The organism is Halomonas sp. HAL1, assembly GCF_030544485.1.
Lineage (GTDB): Bacteria > Pseudomonadota > Gammaproteobacteria > Pseudomonadales > Halomonadaceae > Vreelandella > Vreelandella arctica.
Genome location: NZ_CP130610.1, coordinates 3,299,620 through 3,319,873, shown reverse-complemented (window position 1 = coordinate 3,319,873; position 20,254 = coordinate 3,299,620). Strand labels below are relative to the sequence as shown.

The window sequence follows — 20,254 nt, the reverse complement described above, 5'->3', positions numbered from 1 at the left end:
TCATAGGCGTTTTTCGCTATCATAAAAGCACGGCCGCTTAGCGGCCCGGTGATTTCCCTGCTCGAATTTCCCTGCTCTAGAGGCTTCAGGATATGCTCGAACTGCGAGGCGCGCCCGCCCTTTCTGCCTTCCGTTATGCTCGGCTGTTAACGGTGCTGCGTGAACGTGTTCCCGAGGTGGAAGCGCTGTCTGCCCACTATGTTCATTTCATCGACCTTAACGCTCATAACCACAGCAAGACGCTGGACGATACCGCCCACGAGCGTTTGGTGCAGTTACTTGACTATGTGCCGGGCGATGGCACTCACTCGAGCGTAGAGGTTCCGAAAAGCGCCCAGCGGTTTTTAGTGGTGCCGCGTTTGGGTACCCAGTCGCCCTGGTCGTCTAAAGCGACGGATATCGCCCATAATTGCGGATTGAACCAGATTAGCCGTATTGAGCGCGGCATCGATTATCGGGTCAGCTTTACCGACATGCCGGATGAAGAGAGCCTGAACGCACTAGCGGCACTGCTGCATGACCGTATGACTGAAACCGTGCTATCCGATGCTTCAGACGCTGCCAAGCTGTTTGCCCAGCACGACCCGGCGCCGTTGGGTAGTGTGGATATTCTAGAAGGGGGCCGGGAAGCCTTAGCGACAGCCAACCAAGCGCTGGGACTGGCGCTGGCAGAAGATGAAATTGATTACTTGGTAGACGCCTTCAACGAACTGGGGCGTAACCCCAGCGATGTTGAATTGATGATGTTTGCCCAGGCCAACTCCGAGCACTGCCGTCACAAGATATTTAATGCCGACTGGGTGATCGACGGCGAGCCGCAAAGCCACTCGCTGTTTAAGATGATCAAGAACACCTTTGCGTCGTCGCCGGACAACGTGCTGTCCGCTTACAGTGATAATGCCGCTGTCATCAAGGGCAGCCAGGGCGGCCGCTTCTTTGCGACACCACTTACCGGGGCGGAAGACGAGCGGGCGCTTTATGGCACCCATCAGGAGCCCATTCATATTCTGATGAAGGTGGAGACCCACAATCATCCCACCGCGATTGCCCCTTTCCCAGGTGCAGCCACAGGTTCCGGGGGCGAAATTCGCGATGAGGGTGCGACGGGTATCGGTGGCAAACCCAAAGCGGGTCTTTCTGGCTATACCGTCTCTAATCTGCGTATTCCTGAGTTCGTACAGCCCTGGGAAGCCTTTGATTACGGCAAGCCGGGGCGCATGGAGTCGGCGCTCAACATTATGCTCGAAGGCCCGATTGGCGGCGCGGCATTTAACAATGAGTTTGGTCGCCCCAATCTAACCGGCTATTTCCGCACTTACGAGCAGGAGTCCCTGAACGAAGGTGGTATAGAGCGGCGTGGTTTCCACAAGCCGATCATGCTTGCCGGTGGTTACGGCAATATTCGTGCTCACCACGTCCAAAAGGGCGATATCCCTGTCGGCGGCAAACTGATCGTAATGGGCGGCCCGGCGATGCTGATTGGCTTGGGCGGTGGCGCTGCATCCAGTATGGCGTCCGGCACCTCCAGCGCCGATTTGGATTTTGCCTCGGTGCAGCGTGAAAACCCGGAAATAGAGCGTCGTGCCCAGGAAGTTATTGACCGTTGCTGGGCCCTGGGCGATCACAACCCCATTCGCTTTATTCACGATGTAGGCGCAGGCGGGCTTTCCAACGCGTTGCCGGAGCTGGTCAAAGACGGCAACCGTGGCGGCCGTTTTGACTTGCGCGCGGTGCCGAATGCCGAGCCTGGCATGAGCCCGCTGGAAATTTGGTGCAATGAAGCGCAAGAGCGCTACGTGCTCGCCGTAGCGCCAGGAGACTTGGATACCTTTGACGCACTGTGTAAGCGCGAACGTTGCCCTTATGCAGTGGTCGGTGAAGCGCTGGAAGCGCACCATTTGGAAGTGCGCGATGGTCATTTCAGCAGCAAGCCGGTCGATTTGCCGATGAGTGTGCTGTTCGGCAAAGCACCTAAAATGCAGCGTGAGTTTGAGCGCCACGATCCCGAGCTTTCCGGCATGATGCTGGATAATCTTGACCTTCGCGAAGCGCTGGATCGGGTACTGCGTTTGCCGACAGTCGCCTCCAAAAGCTTCCTGATCACCATTGGTGATCGCTCGATTACCGGCCAAGTGGCCCGTGATCAAATGGTCGGCCCCTGGCAGGTGCCGGTAGCCGATGTGGCGGTCACCACGGCAAGCTATGACACCCTCGCCGGTGAAGCCATGGCGCTGGGCGAGCGTCCGCCGGTGGCGTTGATCAACCCCGCGGCAAGCGCTCGCTTGGCCGTCGCTGAGGCTATTACCAATCTGGCGGCCGCGCCAATCGCCAAGCTTAGCGATATCAAACTCTCCGCTAACTGGATGAGTGCTGCTGACCACCCCGGTGAAAACCAAGCGCTTTATGATGCTGTTTACGCCGTGGGCATGGAGATGTGCCCGGCGTTAGGTATTGCGATTCCGGTGGGCAAAGACTCCATGTCAATGCGCACCGCATGGACCGATGAGAACGACCAGGGTGAAAGCGAAGACAAAAGCGTTACGTCGCCGCTTTCGCTGGTCGTCACGGGCTTTGCGCCGGTCACCAATGCAATGGCAACACTTACGCCGCAGATCAACCTGGATCAAGATGAGTCTGATCTGATTTTGATTGACCTGGGCAGTGGTCAGAACCGCTTGGGTGGCTCTGCCTTGGCGCAGGTATACGGCCAGGTGGGTAACGATTGCCCTGATGTAGACGACCCGGAGGATATTAAAGCCTTCTTCGAGGTCATTCAGGGCCTTAACCGCGACGGTAAGCTACTGGCCTACCACGATCGCAGCGATGGCGGCCTGTTGGTCACCCTACTGGAAATGGCCTTTGCTGCCCATGCAGGGCTTGAGATCAAGCTTGACTGGATGATCGATGAGCCGGTCGAGGCGTTAAATGCGCTGTTCTCCGAAGAGCTGGGCGCGGTCATTCAGGTCAATCGTCAACACACTGAAGAAGTGCTGGCGCAGTTTGCCGTGGCCGGTATTGAAACCTGTGGCGTGATTGCTCGTCCCCGTTACGATGACCAAGTGCGCGTGACGCTATTTGAAGAGCCCTTGCTGGAAACTACGCGTCAGCTGACCCAGCGTACCTGGGCGGAAACCAGTTATCGTATGCAGGCGCTGCGCGATAACCCTGAGTGCGCCAAGAACGAATTCGACAACCTGCTCGATAGCCGTGATCCAGGACTTTCCGCCACGCCGACCTTTGATATCAATGACGACATCAGCGCGCCATTTGTTAATACCGCCAAACCGGCCATGGCCGTGTTGCGCGAACAGGGGGTTAACGGTCAGGTAGAAATGGCTTGGGCCTTCGATAAGGCTGGCTTTGAGGCGGTGGATGTCCATATGAGTGACATCCTTGAAGGGCGTGTTTCGCTGGATGAATTCAAGGGCCTTGTCGCCTGTGGCGGCTTCTCTTATGGCGACGTGCTAGGCGCAGGCGGCGGATGGGCTAAATCGGTGCTGTTCAACGAACGCGCCCGTGAACAGTTCGCGGCATTCTTTGCCCGTGACGATAGCTTCTCGTTGGGCGTCTGCAATGGCTGCCAGATGCTCTCGCAGTTGAAATCGCTGATTCCTGGCGCGGAAAATTGGCCGACGTTTGTGCGCAATGAGTCCGAGCAGTTTGAAGCGCGGGTCTCTATGGTGCGGGTCGAAAAGAGCCCTTCGATTCTGCTCGCCGGCATGGAAGGCTCTAAGCTGCCCATTGCAGTTGCCCATGGCGAAGGGCAGGCGGAGTTCCGTGACAGCGCGCATCTGCGTAGCATGCAGTCGAGTAGCCAGATTGCGCTTCGCTACATCGACAACTATGGCCAAGTGACGACCCGCTACCCGGCGAACCCTAACGGCTCTCCGTCGGGCATTACTGGGCTAACCACGCCCGATGGCCGCGTGACGATCATGATGCCGCACCCTGAACGTGTCGCTCGGGCGGTCACCAACTCTTGGCGTCCGGCGGAGTGGACTGAAGATGGTGCTTGGCTGCGCCTATTCCGCAATGCGCGGGTGTGGCTCAACTGATTCCAGTGATGCTCCAAATAATGCGATGGGTATAGCGCCCATGTTAACGGCGGCTTCTTTGCCGCCGTTAACAGTTTCGCTAGCCGTGACAACCGTTATTAAGAGTGCTGCTGGGGAGCGCTCGCCGGTGTTTCCTCCGCGCCTGTCGACGTTACTCCTAGCTTAGCCTCCAGTGTTTCAAGCTCTAACCGGTAGCGCTCAACGAGGTACTCGAAGCGTCCAAAATCATGCCCGCAATCCATACAGAACACATGGGCTTGACCACGCCGTGTGGCGGGCAAGCGTTTTAAACGGCTATTGCATTCTGGGCATTCAGGGCTGAAATGGTTGGTAGTCATGACTTATCTCACTATTATCTTCTCGCTAATAAACGTTGCGAGTTTAGGGATTATTTAAACTATCATTACTACGATTCGACGAAAGTCTTAATAGTTCAATAGCAGGCTAATTAATTTGCCGTCATCTAACTCCTTACAAGCGTCCCTTCTAACGCCTCAGCTTCGCCCCTATCAGCACGAAGCGGTAAAACGGGTGGTCGTGCATTTTCGTGCTTCCAGTGAGCCGGCGTTGGTGGTGCTGCCTACCGGCAGCGGTAAATCCCTGGTGATTGCCGAGCTGGCGCGTCTTGCGCGTGGGCGTGTACTGGTGCTCGCTCACGTACGCGAGCTGGTGGAGCAGAACCATGCCAAGTATCAGGCTTATGGGCTTGAGGCCGATATTTTTAGCGCGGGCCTAAAGCGTAAAGAGGCGAATCGGCAAGTGGTCTTTGGCTCGGTGCAGTCGGTGGTGCGCAATTTAGATCGCTTTAATGACGAAAACTTTACCTTGCTGGTCATTGATGAGAGTCACCGCGTATCGCTTAACGAAGACGCCAGCTACCGCCAAGTGATTGAGCATCTGCGGGCCCAAAACCCCAAGCTTAAAATTCTCGGGCTCACTGCGACGCCGTATCGGTTAGGGCAGGGGTTTATCTATTATCGCCATCACCACGGCATGGTCAGGGGCAGCGAAGAGAGCTTTTTTCGCGACTGTGTCTTTGAGCAGCCGCTACGGCTGATGGTGAAGCAGGGTTATCTGGCGGCCCCCAAACGCCTGGATATGGCCATTGAGGGCTATGATTTCTCAGCCCTTAAGCCCTCTTCAAGCGGTTTTTTTCAGGAAGAGGAACTCAATCGCGTGGTGGCGGGTAGCCGGGCAACGCCGGGTATTATCGGACAAATCGTCGAACGCGCGGCTGATCGCCAGGGGATAATGATCTTTGCCGCCACGGTGGCCCATGCCGAAGAAATTATCGGTTATTTGCCGCGAGCCGAAGCGGCGCTTATCACCGGCGCGACCCCCTCCCAGGAGCGCACAGCGCTAATTGATGCCTTCAAAGCACGGGAGCTGAAGTACCTGGTTAATGTAGCGGTGCTGACCACTGGTTTCGATGCTCCCCACGTGGATCTGATCGCTATTTTACGCCCCACTGAGTCGGTTAGCCTTTATCAACAGATGGTGGGTAGAGGACTGCGTTTGTCGCCGGGCAAAAGAGACTGCCTGATTCTGGATTACGCCGGTAATCCCTGGGATATCTTCGCGCCGGAAGTGGGCGAACCGAAGCCAGATAGCGATAGCGAGCCGGTTCAAGTCGAGTGCCCCGCCTGCGGCCATGCCAACCTATACTGGGGCAAGCGAGATGGTGACATCGTCATCGAGCACTTTGGCCGCCGGTGCCAGGGGCTAATTGAAGATGATGAGGGTAAGCGCCATCAGTGTGACTTCCGGTTTCGCTTTAAAGTTTGCGATGAGTGCGGTGCCGAAAATGATATCGCTGCCCGGCGCTGCCATGGCTGCGACAAGCTGTTGGTGGACGCAGATGACAAGCTAAAAGATGCCCTAAAGCTGAAAGATGCCAAAGTATTGCGAGTAAGCGGTATGCAACTGGAAGCGACGACCAATGGTCGTGGCCTGCCGCGTTTGAAAGTGACTTACCACGATGAAGATGGCACCCAGCTCTCCGAGTGGTTCGCACTGGAAACGCCTGCTCAACGGCGCGCCTTCTATGCCGCATTTCTGCGCTATCACCTGCGCGCACCTGGCGGCAAATGGCAGCCGTTGAGCGCTGATGAGGTAGTCGCCGAGCAGCGCCGCCTGCGCCATCCTGATTTTGTCGTAGGCCGTAAAGTGGGCCGCCATTTCCAAATCCGCGACAAGCTGTTTGATTACGAAGGACGCTATCGTAAAGCGGTGGAGGCAGGGTGATGCGCTTTCATTACCTGCGACTTGGGCGTCGCCAAGGGTGTCGACTTTGCTAAACTGTGCGATTGTGTTGACCCCCTTTTACCAGGAGAGCCGACCCGCGTGAGCGAGACGCCAAGCGATACGACTGAGCTAGAAAATCCTGACGCTGCGACCACTGACCCAGTGGCGGTTTCGTTTGGGCGCCTGTTCAATGAGCAGATAACGGAAATGCCGGAGGATTTGTATATTCCTCCCGAGGCACTACGCGTCTTTCTGGAGACCTTTGAAGGCCCGCTGGATTTACTGCTCTACCTGATTCGGCGTCAGAACCTGGATATCCTGACCATCAATGTGGCCACTATCACCCACCAGTACATCGAATACGTGGAACTGATGAAGGCCATGGAGATTGAGTTAGCGGGTGAATACCTGCTGATGGCCGCTATGCTCGCTGAGATCAAGTCGCGTACCTTGTTACCCCGCCCGCCGAAGGCCGAGGGCGACGATGAGGAGGATCCTCGTGCAGAGCTTATCCGGCGCCTCCAGGAGTACGAACGCCTCAAAGAGGCAGCCGAGACACTGGATACACTGCCGCGCATGGGGCGTGACTGGTTCAGCGTGCAGGCGGGCTTGCCTCCACTGGAATCTCGTGTGATTCACCCTGAGGTGGAATTGGATGAATTGCTCAGCGCGCTCTCCGATATACTCAAACGCGCTGAGCTGGTGCAGGCCCACCAGATCAGTCGCGAGGTGCTATCTACCCGTGAGCGCATGCTCAAGATTATGGAGTTACTCAGTCACGATGATGCGCATCATCGCTATACTCCCTTTGAAGCGCTGTTCACTTTAGAAGAAGGGCGGCCTGGCGTGGTGGTCACGTTTATGGCGATTTTAGAACTGGCCAAAGAAGCCATGATTGAAATTGTTCAGAATGCACCGCTTTCGCCGATCCACGTACGTGCTCGGCGTGCCGCCCTGGCCGACGACGAAGAGGGCGCTTTTGAGGAGAACGAGATAGAAGACGATGCCTATGGTGAGTCCGCCTTTGAAACTGGAGAAGAGACGCCATGAGTAACGCCGCCAACGCGTTAGATGACATTATTGAAGCAGCGCTCCTGGCCGCTGGTGAACCGTTACCCCTTGAACGTCTAGAAACGCTTTTTCTTGACGGCGAATGCCCGACTCGGAAAGAGTTTCGCGATGTCCTTGAACGCTTACAGCTGCGCCATTCGGCTGGGGCGCTAGAGTTGTTGGAAACGATATCAGGCTATCAGCTACGCATTCGCCCGCGTCTGTCGCAATGGGTGTCGCGGCTATGGGATGAGCGCCCCCAGCGCTACTCACGCGCGCTGCTGGAAACGCTGGCGCTGATCGCCTATCGCCAGCCGGTCACCCGGGGTGATATTGAAGAAGTGCGTGGGGTCAGCGTGAGTAGCTCGATTATGCGGACGCTGGCAGAGCGTGGTTGGATTCGGGTAGTGGGACACCGGGATGTGCCGGGGCGTCCAGCGGTGTATGCCACTACGCGCAGCTTTTTAGACGATTTCGGGTTAAAAACGCTCGATGCGCTGCCGCCAATGCATACCCTGGCAAGTTGGGATGAGAGCGCAATACCTGAAGACACAGGGATGACACAGGAGGCTGACATTCATGAAGAGAATGACACCGGCTCAGACCACGAAGCACTAGACGGAACGATCAAAACGGTGCAGGATGCGCCACCCCAGAGAGAAGAGATAACGTCGGCTGAAACAGCCGATACGCACGCCGAGACGGCGTTAACCCAGCCGCTAAGCTTTGCCGATTTACAGGCACGGTTGGCGGCACGTGCGCAGCGCGCGAACGAAGAAGAGCGCGAGCGCACGCAGACTACCGATGTGAGGTCAGACGACCATGAGTCAGAGTGATAGCACCACGCCCCCTACCAGCGAAAAGCTGCAAAAAGTCCTGGCCCGCGCAGGCCTTGGCTCACGGCGTGAGATGGAAACGGCAATTTCCGATGGCCGTGTAAAGGTGAATAGCCAGGTGGCCAAGCTGGGTGACCGTGTTGAAGCGCGGGATAAAGTCAGCTTTGATGACCGCCCGGTATCGCTGCGCCCTGAAGAGGAAGTGCCGCGTCGAGTGATTATGTACAACAAGCCGGAAGGCGAGTTGTGCACACGCAAAGACCCGGAAGGTCGGCGCACCGTATTTGAACGCTTGCCGCGCTTGAAAGGCGAGCGCTGGATTGCGATTGGTCGTCTGGATATCAACACCAGCGGTTTGCTGCTGTTTACCACGGATGGCGAGTTGGCCAACCGCTTGATGCATCCCTCTACCCAGGTGGAGCGTGAGTATGCCGTTCGCGTAATGGGTGAAGTGAAGCGTGAGCATATCCTGGCAATGGTTGATGGCGTGATGCTGGAAGACGGTCCGGCTCGCTTCACGGATGTGCAGGAGTTTGGCGGCGAAGGCATCAATACCTGGTTCCACGTGGTAATTTTGGAAGGTCGTAACCGCGAAGTGCGGCGCCTTTGGGAGTCGCAAGCCCTCACGGTGAGTCGCCTGAAACGCGTGCGTTACGGCAACATCTTCCTCGATAAGCGCGCTAAAGCCGGTGAATGGGTTGAACTTAACCAGGATGAGGTGGATGACTTAGCGACATTGGCTAACTTAGAAACCCGTAAAGTGCCTGCGTTGACGCCCGATGAAAAGAACCGCTGGAACCGCGATAAGCACAAGCGTAAGCCGGTTCAAGCGATGCGTAAACCGAAAAGCAAAGCCCGTTAACAAAGCCCGTTAAGCAGGCAAGTGAACGTGCCTGAACCGGTTTGTATTGATCAGTCAGGCACGTTGTATGGTTCATTTCTGTTATCCGAGACTAAAAAACACTTGCTATCAAAAGGGTGTAAGCGTAGGATATGCATCCGTTCAGGCGGGTCGTTAGCTCAGTTGGTAGAGCAGTTGACTTTTAATCAATTGGTCGCAGGTTCGAATCCTGCACGACCCACCATCAAAGCCGTTGTTTTTACAATATGTTTGAACAACAAGTGGCGTCGGGTGGTTGTGAACGAAGACAGTATGATGATGTAGTAGCGCAAATTTGGGTCGTTAGCTCAGTTGGTAGAGCAGTTGACTTTTAATCAATTGGTCGCAGGTTCGAATCCTGCACGACCCACCAAATTCAACGCCCCTGGCAGTATAGCTGCCAGGGGCGTTTTGCTATGCGGGTGATAAGCACTTTTGGGTAATGCCGCTACGTGACAATCTGTTTGCAGCGGGCAGCTATTTCCAATCAGAATGGGCTAGAATAGATATTCAGACGATAGGCCACCACGAGAGACGTAGCGGCCGATCGCACGCGAGCGGTGCGGGAATAGAGCGAAACGCGCCTGTGCCGTGACCCAGTGTTTAGCAGGGGGATTCCCTGTTCGTCACAGTGGTAGACACGATGACTATTATGACTACTCAAGCAGAGCTGAGTGCTCCGTTGCCCGTTGCGTACTGTCCGACCCGGATTCCGGCGGAAGATTTGGCAAGGGTCGAAGAAATCAAGCAGCTATTGAAAGCTCATAACGCTGTTTTGGTCGCGCATTATTACACCGATGATGCTATTCAGCAGCTCGCCGAAGAGACCGGCGGCTGCGTTGCCGATTCGCTAGAAATGGCACGCTTTGGTGCCCGCCACGACGCCACCACGCTAGTAGTTGCCGGGGTTCGCTTTATGGGCGAAACCGCCAAGATACTGTCGCCTGAAAAGCGCGTGCTCATGCCCACCCTGGAAGCGACCTGTTCACTGGATATTGGCTGCCCTGCCGATGAATTCAGCGCTTTTTGTGATGCGCACCCGGATCGCACCGTGGTGGTGTATGCCAACACCTCAGCGGCGGTTAAGGCGCGAGCGGATTGGGTGGTGACTTCATCAATTGCAGTAGAGGTAATTGAGCACCTACAGGCCAGGGGCGAGAAAATTCTCTGGGCACCTGATAAGCATTTAGGCGGCTACATCCAGAAGAAAACCGGCGCCGATATGTTGATGTGGGACGGCGCCTGTATCGTCCATGAAGAGTTCAAGGCCAAAGGCGTTGAAGACCTTAAGCGGATCTATCCCGATGCGGCTGTCTTGGTGCACCCCGAGTCGCCCGAGCCGGTGGTGAAGCTGGCCGACGTGGCAGGTTCCACTTCGCAATTGATCAAGGCCGCTAAAGAGCTACCTAACGATAAGCTGATTGTGGCGACGGACCGAGGCATCTTTTTCAAGATGCAGCAGGCGGTGCCCCATAAAACCCTGTTTGAAGCGCCCACCGCAGGTAACGGCGCTACCTGTCGCAGCTGCGCGCACTGCCCCTGGATGGCCATGAACGCGCTGGATAACCTGGCGGGTGCATTGCGCGAGGGAAGTGGTGAGATTCAGGTCGATGAGTCGATGCGTTTGAAGGCCCTGATGCCGCTGGAGCGGATGCTTAATTTCAACGCCTAGCGAGAAAAGATTAACCGAATGTCATTGCGAACGAAGTGAAGCAATCTTGGGGTTATTGCAACCGCTGGTTAAGATTGCCGCGTCGCTGCGCTCCTCAATGAAAGGGACTCCTCCCCTCTCGAAGCTTCAGCGAGCTACATTGATAGTTGAACCACATCAATGCGGAGGGGAAGAGCCATGAACAAGCATACGACGATAGGTATTGATCTGGCAAAGCGTGTTTTTCAAGTGTGTGTTGTCGACACCCGCTCCTCGCGTGTTCAGGTCAACAAAGAGCTTAAACGGCATCAGGTCTTGGATTTTATGCGCCGCCAACCGGCCTGTCGGGTATTTATGGAAGCGTGCGGTGGATCGCATTATTGGGCGCGACAACTGCAGGCCCTCGGCCATACCGTTGCCCTCATTTCGCCCCAGTTTGTGACGCCTTTTCGCAAAGGGCACAAGACAGATGCCAATGACGCCCTCGCTATTGTAGAAGCCGGATGTCGTCCGGACATGCGCTTTGTACCACTCAAAAGCGTAGAGCAGCAGGATATTCAGAGCCTGCACCGCATTCGGGAGAGGTACATCCATCAGCGCACCCAGTTGATCAATCAGGTTCATGGGTTATTGCAGGAATATGGAGTGATCAGCGGTCGGGGACAGAAAGCGTTAAAGCAACGTGTCTGGCTCGCCCTGGAAGATGCCGATAACGAGCTTTCGATGCTGATGCGTGACTTGATTGCCGAGCAAATGGCGGAGCTGGATCGACTCAACGAGCGTATTCAGTCACTGGATAAGCGCGTGGAGCAGATGAGCCGTGCGGTGATGCCTTGTCGCCAACTGTTGGCGATTGAGGGAGTGGGACCGGTGGTCGCCACCCAGCTCTATAGCGCCCTCGGTAACGGCAACGCCTTCAAGAAAGGTCGCCAAGCGTCAGCCTATCTGGGGTTGACGCCGACACAACACAGCAGTGGTGGCATCGCGAAGATCAAGGGCATTGGCCGAACGGGGCAAATCTCGCTGAAAGCCGCCCTGATACGCGGCGCACACTCGGCCATCAACACCGTGGGTGACAAGCAGGATGCCAAAAGCCGTTGGCTACGCGCGCTGGTCGCACGCGTGGGCAAGAACAAAGCGGCTGTCGCGTTAGCGAACAAGACAGTACGAACCGCCTGGGCGGTTCTGCACAGCGGACAGTCCTATTGTAGAGAGTTTAACGACGGTTCAGCGCTGATGGTGAGCTAAGCGGTAGCACCATCAGCGGCTAAGCGCCGAGAGGCGGCTACCTTGTTGCCGGGCAACGATCGATGAAAAACAGGTCAGACCGACCTTCTCGCAACCTGATCATTGCGATGGCTGAAAAAGCCTACGCCTCGTTGAGGAGAGAAGGTGCGCGACGTTCATCAGGGTCAGGGGATAGCGTCCCCATCAAGAGACCGACTATACGCACGCATCGGCTTATGTTTTTCCATCATCGTCGTTTGCAACCGGGGAGGAGTCCCTATACGCAATGACACAGGTTTTGTTGACCTAGATTTAGTTGAAATCTTCCAGCGCTTCGCGATATTCAATAAAGGCCTCGCGGCGCTGTTCAATCCTGGCTACTACCTGTTGATCATTTTCACGTTCCGCAGCATCGCGAGCAATGGAGAGCTGGCGAATGCCGCGGTCTACCCGGCCCGTCAATTGCAGGTGCTCAGCGCGAGCCAAATGCCCCCAGCCATCATGACCACTGCGTCCGGCGGCTTCAGCTAATAGATTGAAGACCTGAGGGTTTTCTGGGTGCTGATCGGCCATGTCCCGTAACACGTTATAAGCCGATTGAGGGTCACGCTGTAGCTGTGCTTCGGCCAATATCAGTTGAGCCGGTAGGTAGTTAGGCATAAAACGCAGCAATCGCTGGCTGCGCTGGATGGCCTCATCGAACTGGCCGGCCTCTAAGGCGACGCTCGCGGCAGAGGCAGGGAGCATAGCAAAGTCAGGCTGCTGACTGGCAAGTTGATCAAGGCGTTGTAAGGCATTATCAGTCTGGCCGTTACGGGCAGCGATCAAGGCGTCCAGGTAGCCCTGGGCAGTCTCGTCAGCGCCTTCTTGGGCAAGGCGCGAGGCCGCTTGCTGAGGCGTGTTGGCATAAATGCTCAACAGGGCGCGGGCGCGCATCATGTCGTAAAGGGTGTCGCTGGTATAGGCATCAGCGACATTGAGTTGGGCAGCGCGATCCTGTGCAGCGGTTAAGCGGCTATCGGTAACCGGGTGGCTAAGCAGGAACTCCGGCGGTGTATCGCCCTGCAGGCGGGCCATGCGCTGCATAGCGGCGAACATGCGCACCATGGCCTCTGGGTCGTAGCCCGCGTCGGCCATCGCCTGGAGGCCTAGGTTGTCGGCTTCCTGTTCAAATAAACGTGAATAGCTGAGCTGATCCTGTATGAGCGCTGCCTGGGAGCCCATGGCGGCCGCTATGCCCGCGTCACCGCCGCCACTCGCGGCAATGAGCATGCCGGCTAGCATGGCCGCCATGGCGGGCAGTTGGGTTTGTGCTGCCCGTGCGCTTCCCCGCGCATAATGGCGTTGAGAGAGATGGCCCAGCTCATGGGCCAGCACTGAAACGAAGGCGCCTTCATCTTCGGCAAAGGCGAACAGCCCTGAGTTGATGCCTACCACCCCGCCAGGCACGGCAAAGGCGTTAAGCGATTCGTTATCCACCATCACGGTAATAGTGCGTAGACCGTTAATCTTGCTATGAGGGGCGAGCCGGGCAATCAGGCTTTCCAGGTAGTCGCTGGTAATAGGATCTTGCCACTGGGGGGCTTGGGCACGAAACTGTCGTAACCAAGCGCGGCCCAGGCGGTACTCTTCATTGCTGACCGAGGTAGACGCCGCCCCCAGGCTTGGCAGGCCGTAATCGTTGATGGCAACGCTTGGGAGGCTAAAAAGTAAACTGCCACAGGCACAAGCGAACGCACATATCCAGCCTGGGTAAGCGGTACGAAAGGTCGGCATGGCATCCTCATGGGTGATGGTTAAACGCTACAGTCAGGGTATGACATTGATTAATACTATGACATTGATAAAGACGGGGAAGTGCCGTTAAATCGACGACCTAGTGAAATCAATCGCTAACAAGACAGTTTATGCGGCGGCGTCTATTACACAATGTATATGCAGCAACATTTACAAATTTATGCCGTGAATAGGCAGGTCATTTTGAGGGAGAGTGTATGTCTGAGCAAACCGGGGGCTTTCAACCCGATACGGTGCTTGACGCTTGTGGGCTGCATTGCCCATTGCCACTGCTGAAAGCTAAGCAAGCCTTAGCTACCTTGGCAGCCGGTCAGTTGCTGGAGGTGCGTTCAACGGACGCCGGATCGTGGCGGGATATGGCGTCGTTTACCGATCAAAGTGCGCATACCCTGGAAGGCCGTGAACAGCGTGACGATGTTTATGTGTACTGGATTCGTAAAGCCGGGGATGGTCACTCATGACCCTGCGTACGATTTTAAAAAGCTGGGTTGAGCGCTACTTCTCCGACGAAGAGGCGCTGATTCTGCTGGTAGTATTGGTGGCAGGTTTTGCGGCGATCATTTGGTTTGGCCGTATGCTGGCACCGTTTTTCACTGCACTGGTAATTGCTTTTCTACTGCAAGGCGTGGTGAGCGCACTTACCCGCCGTGGGTTGCCGCATTTGCTGGCGGTGATCATGGTATTCCTGGCGTTTATTAGTGTCTTGTTAACCCTGGCGTTTATTTTAATGCCGCTGATTTGGAATCAGTTAGTGGGGTTGGTACAAGAAACACCGAGGATGTTCGCCAGTGGTCAAGGCTGGCTGGATGAGCTGCAGGCGCGCTACCCCAACATTATTACGCCGGACCAGATGCAGAACTGGATAGGCGTGGCGAGCCGCGAGATCAGCCAGTTAGGGCAGCGCGCCTTAACGCTTTCGCTGGCATCGCTAGGCAATATTATGTCGCTGATTATTTATCTGGTGCTGGTGCCGATTTTGGTCTTCTTCATGCTCAAGGATCGCGACGTATTGGTTGGCTTTATGCTGTCGCTGCTGCCCCAAAAACGCACGCTGTTATCACGTATTTGGCGTGAAATGGATGATCAAATTGCCAACTATATCCGCGGCAAGTTCATTGAAATCATTATCGTAGGCACCGTAACGTTCTTTACCTTTGCCTTCTTTGGATTGCCTTATACGGCGTTGTTAGCCGTTCTGGTGGGGTTTTCTGTATTGGTGCCGTATATCGGGGCGGCGGTGGCAACACTGCCGGTGGCTGCGGTCGCTGGGTTTCACTTCGGGCTCAGCGAGGAGTTTGTGTATGTGCTGGTAGCTTATGGAGTGATTCAAGCGCTGGATGGCAACGTATTAGCCCCGGTATTATTTTCTGAAACCAACAACATCCATCCGGTTTCTATCATTGTGGCGGTGTTGTTCTTCGGCGGGATTTGGGGGTTCTGGGGTATTTTCTTTGCTATTCCATTAGCGACGCTGCTGAAAGCGCTGATCTATGCTTGGCCGCGTAGTATGCAGGAGCGAGAGGAGCGTCGTAGCTTGCAAGCCCCAGCAAAAGAGTAAGCGTGGCGCTTAAATACGGCCCGCGCTGGGTATCCTCAGCGCGGGCATAGGGGTTAACTGGCAGCGTTAAGTTGTTCAGCCGCGGCGAGTACCTCATCAACATGACCAGGCACCTTAACACCACGCCATTCGTTGGCGAGCTTGCCCTCTTTATCAATCAAGAAGGTGCTGCGCTCTATGCCGAGATGCTCCTTGCCGTACATTTTCTTGAGCTTGATAACGTCAAACAGCGTGCAGACGTTTTCGTCCTTGTCAGAGATAAGATCAAAATTAAAATCCTGTTTGGCTTTAAAGTTCTCCTGCGCACGTAGGCCGTCGCGAGAGACGCCGAGGATGACCGTATTGGCAGCATCGAAGGCGGTTTTACGGTCGCGAAAGTCACCCCCCTCGGTGGTGCAGCCTGGGGTGCTGGCTTTGGGGTAGAAATAAATAACCACTTGTTTGCCGCGCAGTTCCGATAGCGTCACGGTGGAATCACCAGTTGCAGTAGCGGAAAAGTCAGCAACGGGTTGACCAATTTCAACAGACATAAGGCGTCCTTTTGAGGGTGGGTGTTAAGATTAGTAGTCACGCGCGATTACACGTAAGCCAGGGGCAGTTGTCAAAGCTCAAACCAGGCCGGTGACAAACTTGCACCGCTTTACGCTGTACAGGCTCGAATCGCCTGAGTACCATTTGCTCTCTGTGGAACGCCAGCGCCTTATACAAAGTATCGCGATGGCGCCCAGTTTGCTAAAGACATAGCACGTAAAATACATAGCACTTAAAACACAGATAGTTGATATCACACTTTGGCTGGTGAGGAATAAACGGATGATCACAGGCAGCATTGTCGCCCTGGCGACGCCTATGAAGGTCAATGGCGACATCGACTGGGAGGCGCTTCGTCGTCTGGTGAACTTCCATCTCGAAAATGGCACCGATGGCATTGTGGCTGCTGGCACGACGGGCGAACCTACTACCATGTCCTTCGCGGAGCACTTTGATGTGATTCGCAGCGTTGTCGAAGAGGTCAATGGTCGTATTCCGGTTATCGCAGGGACGGGGGCTAACGCCACTTCTGAGGCGGTTGAGCTGGCGCGTTACGCCGGGGAAGTCGGGGCCGATTACTGCTTGTCAGTGTGCCCTTACTACAATAAGCCCACCCAGGAAGGCCTGTATCAGCACTTTAAAGCGGTCGCGGAAGGCAGCAAACTGCCGGTGATTCTGTATAACGTGCCGGGCCGTACCTGCTCTGACCTCTACAACGAGACCGTCTTACGCTTGGCCGATGTCGATAATATTATTGGTTTGAAAGACGCTACAGGGAACCTGGAGCGTGCGGAAGATCTAATCTCACGTCTAAAGGGCAGTGGCTTTATGCTCTACTCCGGCGACGATGCGACCGCCTGTGACTTTATGTTGATGGGTGGCCATGGCGATATCTCCGTGACGGCGAATGTTGCCCCACGGGCGATGCATGATCTGTGCACCGCTGCCGTGGCCGGTGATGCTGATAAAGCCCACCAGATTAATACCCGTCTGATGCCGCTACACACCAATTTGGGCATAGAGTCGAATCCTATTCCCGTGAAGTGGGCGCTTAATCGCATGGGTTATGCGGACGCAGGCCTTCGTTTACCGCTAACCTGGCTGTCTGAAAAGTACCACGCCACGGTGAGCGAAGCGCTGCAGATGGCAGGCGTCGTAGAGGAGTAACCTGGCGCAATACCCTTTGCTACCCAGCTCAGCGATAAGTTGAGCTGGGTACCTGATTTGTTGACTTAAGGTGGCTTGATGAGCTCTGTGCTTGAAATACGTGCGCTTAAATGGGTTCCGCTGGCACTCGCAGCGGCTGTCGCGCTCTCTGGTTGCGCACGGGATGGTTTTTACCACGACCGTAACCTGGACTACACCGAGGCTGCTCCGGCGCCTCCGTTGGTGTTACCAGAGACCCGTAATACCCAACGTTACCGCGATGCGCTGCCGGTTCCTCAAGCCGCCACCCAAGGGACACGGCTTGACGAAGCGGCAGAAATTCGTCCGCCCCAATCACTGGCTATTGGCAGTGGCTTAGAGCCTGAGTACGTTGAGCGCCGCGAAGTCGGTGATCAAACTTGGCTAGTGGTGGCCGCCGACACCGGTACGGTGTGGCCGCAGTTGGAAGAGTTTGTACGCAGCCGGCAGCTGAATGTGCTGCAGAGCAGCGCTTCTCAGGGCGTTATCGTGACGTCCCAGGGGGAAATACGCCTGCAGAGTGCGCTGCGCGCAGGCAGTAGCGAAGTTCGCTGTGAAAGCGGTGGGCAAACCATGACTAGCTGTCTGGACGCACTGGAAAGCCATCTAAGTGCACGCAGCGCTTCTGCCAGCGTGTCATCTTCCTGGACCGCTCAGCGCCTTACCGATGAGCAAACGTTACAAGTTCGCCAGCAGGGTGAAGAGTGGGAAGTGGTTATTCCGCAGCCGGTAGACCGCGTATGGGCTGAACTGAACCATTATCTTGAACTGGATTTTGCTCAGGAAGGACAGCGCGACTTGCTTGCCTCTGACCCCAGTAGCCACGAGTTCCTGGTTGAATATATGACCGAAACCGAGCGCAATCGTAACCCGCTGCAAATCGTGTTCAGCGCGGACGTACGCAAGATGTCCCAAGAGATCCGCCTTGCCCTACAGCCTGATGGCGACAAGACGATCCTGCGTGCCATCAACGCCAGCGAACGGGCATTCAGCGCCGATGATCAGCGCGAGCTGCTTGAGCGTGTCTCCGGTTATTTACGTTAATTTATTGACCCTTGATCCCTTACGGAGCCCCTATGGAAAAGCGCCAAGAACTCTACGCCGGTAAGGCGAAATCTGTGTATACCACCGACGATCCGGATTTGTTGGTGCTTAACTTTCGTGATGACACCAGCGCCTTCGATGGCAAAAAAGTGGAGTCGCTGGCCCGTAAGGGAATGGTCAATAACATCTTTAACGCCTTCATTATGGAGCGGCTGCAGGAAGCGGGCATTCCCACTCACTTTGAAAAACAGCTCTCCAATACGGAGAGTCTGGTCAAAAAAATGCAGATGATCCCGGTGGAGTGCGTAGTGCGCAATATCGCCGCCGGTGGTTTGGTAAAACGGTTAGGTGTGGAAGAGGGTATTGCACTAACACCGCCTACCTTCGAGCTGTTCTTGAAGAACGACGAGAAGGGCGACCCGATGATTAACGAGTCGTTGGCGGAGACCTTCGGTTGGGCAACGCCCGAGCAGCTCGCCAAAATGAAAGCATTGACCTTCAAGGTTAACCATATCCTCAAAGCGCTGTTTGCCGAGGGCGATATGCTGCTGGTGGATTACAAGCTTGAGTTTGGTGTCTTCAAGGGTGAGGTGGTATTGGGGGATGAGTTCTCGCCGGATGGTTGCCGCCTTTGGGACGCTAACACCCGTGAAAAACTGGATAAGGATCGCTTCCGCCAGGGGTTGGGCGGCGTGATTGAGGCGTATGAAGAAGTTGGTCGCCGCCTGGGTATTACCTTTCCCGCTTAAAACGTCATCATTGTTTTATCGCTCGTCGTAAGGTTCGATAGCCATCACCTCTAAGGTGGTGGCTTCGCCTTGTTGGCGCTGACGAAACTTAACGTCTACATCGCGCAGGCGTACCCCGTAAAGTCGATCAGACGCTAACTCTTTTTGCTTATAGGCGGGCCGTGGGTCCTGGCTTAGTACTTGCTCAATTAATGCATGCAGCGTGGCGCTGTCTGAGCGTTGGGTGAGGGTGTCCAGTGCCGCTGGGTGAAACGACACCGCCAACAGTGACGGCGTCTGTGGCGCAAAACCAGCCTTTGCATCAGGCTGAGATTCAGCCCAGGGCAAGTAGGGTTTGATATCAACCACCGGCGTGCCGCTCACTAAGTCGCAGCCCTGTAACGCCAAAACGACGCCTTGCTGAGTGTCGATACCGACTAGCCTTACCAGTGATAGCCCCAGACGATTAGGGCGATGGGTGCTACGGCTGGCAAAAACGCCCACTTTTTTATTACCGCCCAACCGTGGCGGCCTCACCAGCGGCGACCAGCGTTGCGGGCTTTGATGAAATATAAAGCTTAACCACAGGTGGCTGAAGTCTTCTAAACCACGCACGGCGAGAGGGTCATTGTAGGGTGCGGTGAGCACAAGCTTGGCGTTAGCCGCGGGTGCGAGCCCTGGTTGGCGCGGAATGCCGAATTTGTCAGGGTAGTCGCTGACCATGTGGCCAATGGGCGATAGCGTAAAGTGCTCGCTGTTAGGGGCATCGTCCATCACACTGCCTTTTGCTAGGATTTATTGGCGTAGTATAAAACAGTATAAAGCAGCCGATGGCTTAAGCGTGACCAAATAGAGTGTGATCTAAAGCGGCGTGATCGAAGAGGTCTTGCTTGAATAGGCATTGACCAAATGTTAGCTGAACAGTGCAGAGGTGACGCATGAGTAATAGCGATGAGCAGCAAGCGCCAACGAGTGCGCGGGTTATGTATCGCGCGGCACTGGCACGCGATGCCGCCGATCAGGCAGAAGTGTTTTACCACGCCGTCATGCAAGGGGCTGCTACCCACTATACGCTGGATGAGCGGCGGGCATGGGCGCAAGCGCTACCCCGTGAAGGCAGTGCCTGGGCAGTGCGGCAAGCGCTGTATACCACGTTAATTGCTACCTGTGATGGACGCTGCGTGGGGTTTTTGGAAGTAGATTTAGATGCCGGGCGGATTGAAACGCTCTATGTCTGGCCTTCTCTTGCTGGGCGTGGCATTGGCACCACGTTGCTGGTTCACGCTGAGCGTATGCTGCTCGAACAGGGCAAAGGCAAGGTGGAGATTGAGGCCAGTTCGATGCTTTACGAGCGTCTAATGCGCCGCGGCTGGGAAAACCACGGCGAGCAGTGGGTGGAGCGCAGTGGTGAATCGCTCAAGCGGTATCGACTTTCCAAGGCACTTAACGCCGTGGAAACGTAAGTCTA

17 protein-coding genes and 2 tRNA genes are annotated in these 20,254 nt (G+C 55.6%); 15 read left to right on the top strand and 4 right to left on the bottom strand.

Annotated features, from left to right (window positions below; all coding sequences use genetic code 11):
• Positions 1 to 92 precede the first annotated feature (92 nt).
• Positions 93 to 4,055, top strand: coding sequence for a phosphoribosylformylglycinamidine synthase (gene purL, locus Q3Y66_RS15545; RefSeq protein ID WP_008957536.1), 3,963 nt, complete (start codon positions 93 to 95; stop codon positions 4,053 to 4,055).
• Positions 4,056 to 4,153: 98 nt separating this feature from the next.
• Here the strand turns inward: purL and Q3Y66_RS15540 are convergent, their stop codons facing one another.
• On the bottom strand, positions 4,154 to 4,393 hold the full coding sequence (locus tag Q3Y66_RS15540; protein ID WP_083832227.1) for a hypothetical protein: 240 nt from the start codon (positions 4,391 to 4,393) through the stop codon (positions 4,154 to 4,156).
• A 109-nt stretch (positions 4,394 to 4,502) separates the two neighbouring features.
• Between Q3Y66_RS15540 and Q3Y66_RS15535 the strand changes: the two genes are divergently transcribed.
• The 8 genes from Q3Y66_RS15535 (at position 4,503) to Q3Y66_RS15500 (ending at position 11,964) form a co-directional block, all read left to right on the top strand.
• A complete protein-coding gene (locus tag Q3Y66_RS15535; RefSeq protein ID WP_083832226.1) occupies positions 4,503 to 6,299 on the top strand; it encodes a DEAD/DEAH box helicase in 1,797 nt (598 codons plus the stop codon).
• Positions 6,300 to 6,398: 99 nt separating this feature from the next.
• Positions 6,399 to 7,349, top strand: a complete 951-nt coding sequence (locus Q3Y66_RS15530) for a ScpA family protein (RefSeq protein ID WP_008957533.1) — start codon at positions 6,399 to 6,401, stop codon at positions 7,347 to 7,349.
• Positions 7,346 to 8,185, top strand: coding sequence for an SMC-Scp complex subunit ScpB (scpB, locus tag Q3Y66_RS15525; RefSeq protein ID WP_008957532.1), 840 nt, complete (start codon positions 7,346 to 7,348; stop codon positions 8,183 to 8,185). The genes Q3Y66_RS15530 and scpB overlap by 4 nt, the downstream gene beginning before the upstream one ends.
• A complete protein-coding gene (gene rluB, locus Q3Y66_RS15520; RefSeq protein WP_008957531.1) occupies positions 8,172 to 9,047 on the top strand; it encodes a 23S rRNA pseudouridine(2605) synthase RluB in 876 nt (291 codons plus the stop codon). The genes scpB and rluB overlap by 14 nt, the downstream gene beginning before the upstream one ends.
• Before the next feature lie 147 nt (positions 9,048 to 9,194).
• Positions 9,195 to 9,270: transfer RNA gene (locus Q3Y66_RS15515), tRNA-Lys, on the top strand.
• A gap of 92 nt (positions 9,271 to 9,362) precedes the next feature.
• Positions 9,363 to 9,438 (top strand) — tRNA-Lys (locus Q3Y66_RS15510).
• A gap of 270 nt (positions 9,439 to 9,708) precedes the next feature.
• A complete protein-coding gene (nadA, locus tag Q3Y66_RS15505; RefSeq protein WP_008957530.1) occupies positions 9,709 to 10,737 on the top strand; it encodes a quinolinate synthase NadA in 1,029 nt (342 codons plus the stop codon).
• 177 nt (positions 10,738 to 10,914) lie between these two features.
• Positions 10,915 to 11,964, top strand: a complete 1,050-nt coding sequence (locus tag Q3Y66_RS15500; protein WP_303319501.1) for an IS110 family transposase — start codon at positions 10,915 to 10,917, stop codon at positions 11,962 to 11,964.
• A 291-nt stretch (positions 11,965 to 12,255) separates the two neighbouring features.
• Here Q3Y66_RS15500 and Q3Y66_RS15495 read toward each other — a convergent pair whose 3' ends face one another.
• Entirely contained in the window at positions 12,256 to 13,719 is a 1,464-nt protein-coding gene (locus Q3Y66_RS15495; protein WP_008955945.1) for a M48 family metalloprotease, read from the bottom strand.
• Between the two features lie 218 nt (positions 13,720 to 13,937).
• Here Q3Y66_RS15495 and Q3Y66_RS15490 point away from each other — a divergent pair, with 218 nt between their 5' ends.
• Both Q3Y66_RS15490 and Q3Y66_RS15485 read left to right on the top strand, forming a co-directional pair.
• Positions 13,938 to 14,201 carry a sulfurtransferase TusA family protein gene (locus Q3Y66_RS15490; protein WP_008955946.1) on the top strand — a complete coding sequence of 88 codons (264 nt, stop codon included), beginning with the start codon at positions 13,938 to 13,940 and terminating at the stop codon, positions 14,199 to 14,201.
• Positions 14,198 to 15,298 (top strand): AI-2E family transporter, encoded by a 1,101-nt coding sequence (locus Q3Y66_RS15485; RefSeq protein ID WP_008955947.1) that lies wholly within the window; start codon positions 14,198 to 14,200, stop codon positions 15,296 to 15,298. The genes Q3Y66_RS15490 and Q3Y66_RS15485 overlap by 4 nt, the downstream gene beginning before the upstream one ends.
• A gap of 53 nt (positions 15,299 to 15,351) precedes the next feature.
• Here the strand turns inward: Q3Y66_RS15485 and Q3Y66_RS15480 are convergent, their stop codons facing one another.
• Positions 15,352 to 15,828, bottom strand: coding sequence for a peroxiredoxin (locus Q3Y66_RS15480; protein WP_008955948.1), 477 nt, complete (start codon positions 15,826 to 15,828; stop codon positions 15,352 to 15,354).
• 283 nt (positions 15,829 to 16,111) lie between these two features.
• On the opposite strand from Q3Y66_RS15480, the gene dapA reads away from it, so the two are divergent.
• From dapA to purC, 3 genes are all read left to right on the top strand, one after another.
• On the top strand, positions 16,112 to 16,996 hold the full coding sequence (gene dapA / locus Q3Y66_RS15475) for a 4-hydroxy-tetrahydrodipicolinate synthase (RefSeq protein ID WP_008955949.1): 885 nt from the start codon (positions 16,112 to 16,114) through the stop codon (positions 16,994 to 16,996).
• A gap of 78 nt (positions 16,997 to 17,074) precedes the next feature.
• Positions 17,075 to 18,058 carry an outer membrane protein assembly factor BamC gene (gene bamC / locus Q3Y66_RS15470; RefSeq protein ID WP_008955950.1) on the top strand — a complete coding sequence of 328 codons (984 nt, stop codon included), beginning with the start codon at positions 17,075 to 17,077 and terminating at the stop codon, positions 18,056 to 18,058.
• 32 nt (positions 18,059 to 18,090) lie between these two features.
• A complete protein-coding gene (gene purC, locus Q3Y66_RS15465) occupies positions 18,091 to 18,807 on the top strand; it encodes a phosphoribosylaminoimidazolesuccinocarboxamide synthase (protein ID WP_008955951.1) in 717 nt (238 codons plus the stop codon).
• A 15-nt stretch (positions 18,808 to 18,822) separates the two neighbouring features.
• Here the strand turns inward: purC and tsaA are convergent, their stop codons facing one another.
• A complete protein-coding gene (gene tsaA / locus Q3Y66_RS15460; protein WP_008955952.1) occupies positions 18,823 to 19,560 on the bottom strand; it encodes a tRNA (N6-threonylcarbamoyladenosine(37)-N6)-methyltransferase TrmO in 738 nt (245 codons plus the stop codon).
• A 164-nt stretch (positions 19,561 to 19,724) separates the two neighbouring features.
• On the opposite strand from tsaA, the gene Q3Y66_RS15455 reads away from it, so the two are divergent.
• The gene (locus tag Q3Y66_RS15455; protein WP_008955953.1) at positions 19,725 to 20,249 is read left to right on the top strand and encodes a GNAT family N-acetyltransferase; all 525 of its coding nucleotides are present in this window, start codon (positions 19,725 to 19,727) and stop codon (positions 20,247 to 20,249) included.
• Positions 20,250 to 20,254: the final 5 nt, after the last annotated feature.

Coding starts and splice junctions, on each gene's coding strand:
- purL (WP_008957536.1), top strand. CDS start 93: ATGCTCGAACTGCGAGGCGCGCCCGCCCTTTCTGCCTTCCGTTATGCT.
- Q3Y66_RS15540 (WP_083832227.1), bottom strand. CDS start 4,393: ATGACTACCAACCATTTCAGCCCTGAATGCCCAGAATGCAATAGCCGT.
- scpB (WP_008957532.1), top strand. CDS start 7,346: ATGAGTAACGCCGCCAACGCGTTAGATGACATTATTGAAGCAGCGCTC.
- rluB (WP_008957531.1), top strand. CDS start 8,172: ATGAGTCAGAGTGATAGCACCACGCCCCCTACCAGCGAAAAGCTGCAA.
- nadA (WP_008957530.1), top strand. CDS start 9,709: ATGACTATTATGACTACTCAAGCAGAGCTGAGTGCTCCGTTGCCCGTT.
- Q3Y66_RS15500 (WP_303319501.1), top strand. CDS start 10,915: ATGAACAAGCATACGACGATAGGTATTGATCTGGCAAAGCGTGTTTTT.
- Q3Y66_RS15495 (WP_008955945.1), bottom strand. CDS start 13,719: ATGCCGACCTTTCGTACCGCTTACCCAGGCTGGATATGTGCGTTCGCT.
- Q3Y66_RS15490 (WP_008955946.1), top strand. CDS start 13,938: ATGTCTGAGCAAACCGGGGGCTTTCAACCCGATACGGTGCTTGACGCT.
- Q3Y66_RS15485 (WP_008955947.1), top strand. CDS start 14,198: ATGACCCTGCGTACGATTTTAAAAAGCTGGGTTGAGCGCTACTTCTCC.
- Q3Y66_RS15480 (WP_008955948.1), bottom strand. CDS start 15,828: ATGTCTGTTGAAATTGGTCAACCCGTTGCTGACTTTTCCGCTACTGCA.
- dapA (WP_008955949.1), top strand. CDS start 16,112: ATGATCACAGGCAGCATTGTCGCCCTGGCGACGCCTATGAAGGTCAAT.
- bamC (WP_008955950.1), top strand. CDS start 17,075: ATGAGCTCTGTGCTTGAAATACGTGCGCTTAAATGGGTTCCGCTGGCA.
- purC (WP_008955951.1), top strand. CDS start 18,091: ATGGAAAAGCGCCAAGAACTCTACGCCGGTAAGGCGAAATCTGTGTAT.
- tsaA (WP_008955952.1), bottom strand. CDS start 19,560: ATGGACGATGCCCCTAACAGCGAGCACTTTACGCTATCGCCCATTGGC.
- Q3Y66_RS15455 (WP_008955953.1), top strand. CDS start 19,725: ATGAGTAATAGCGATGAGCAGCAAGCGCCAACGAGTGCGCGGGTTATG.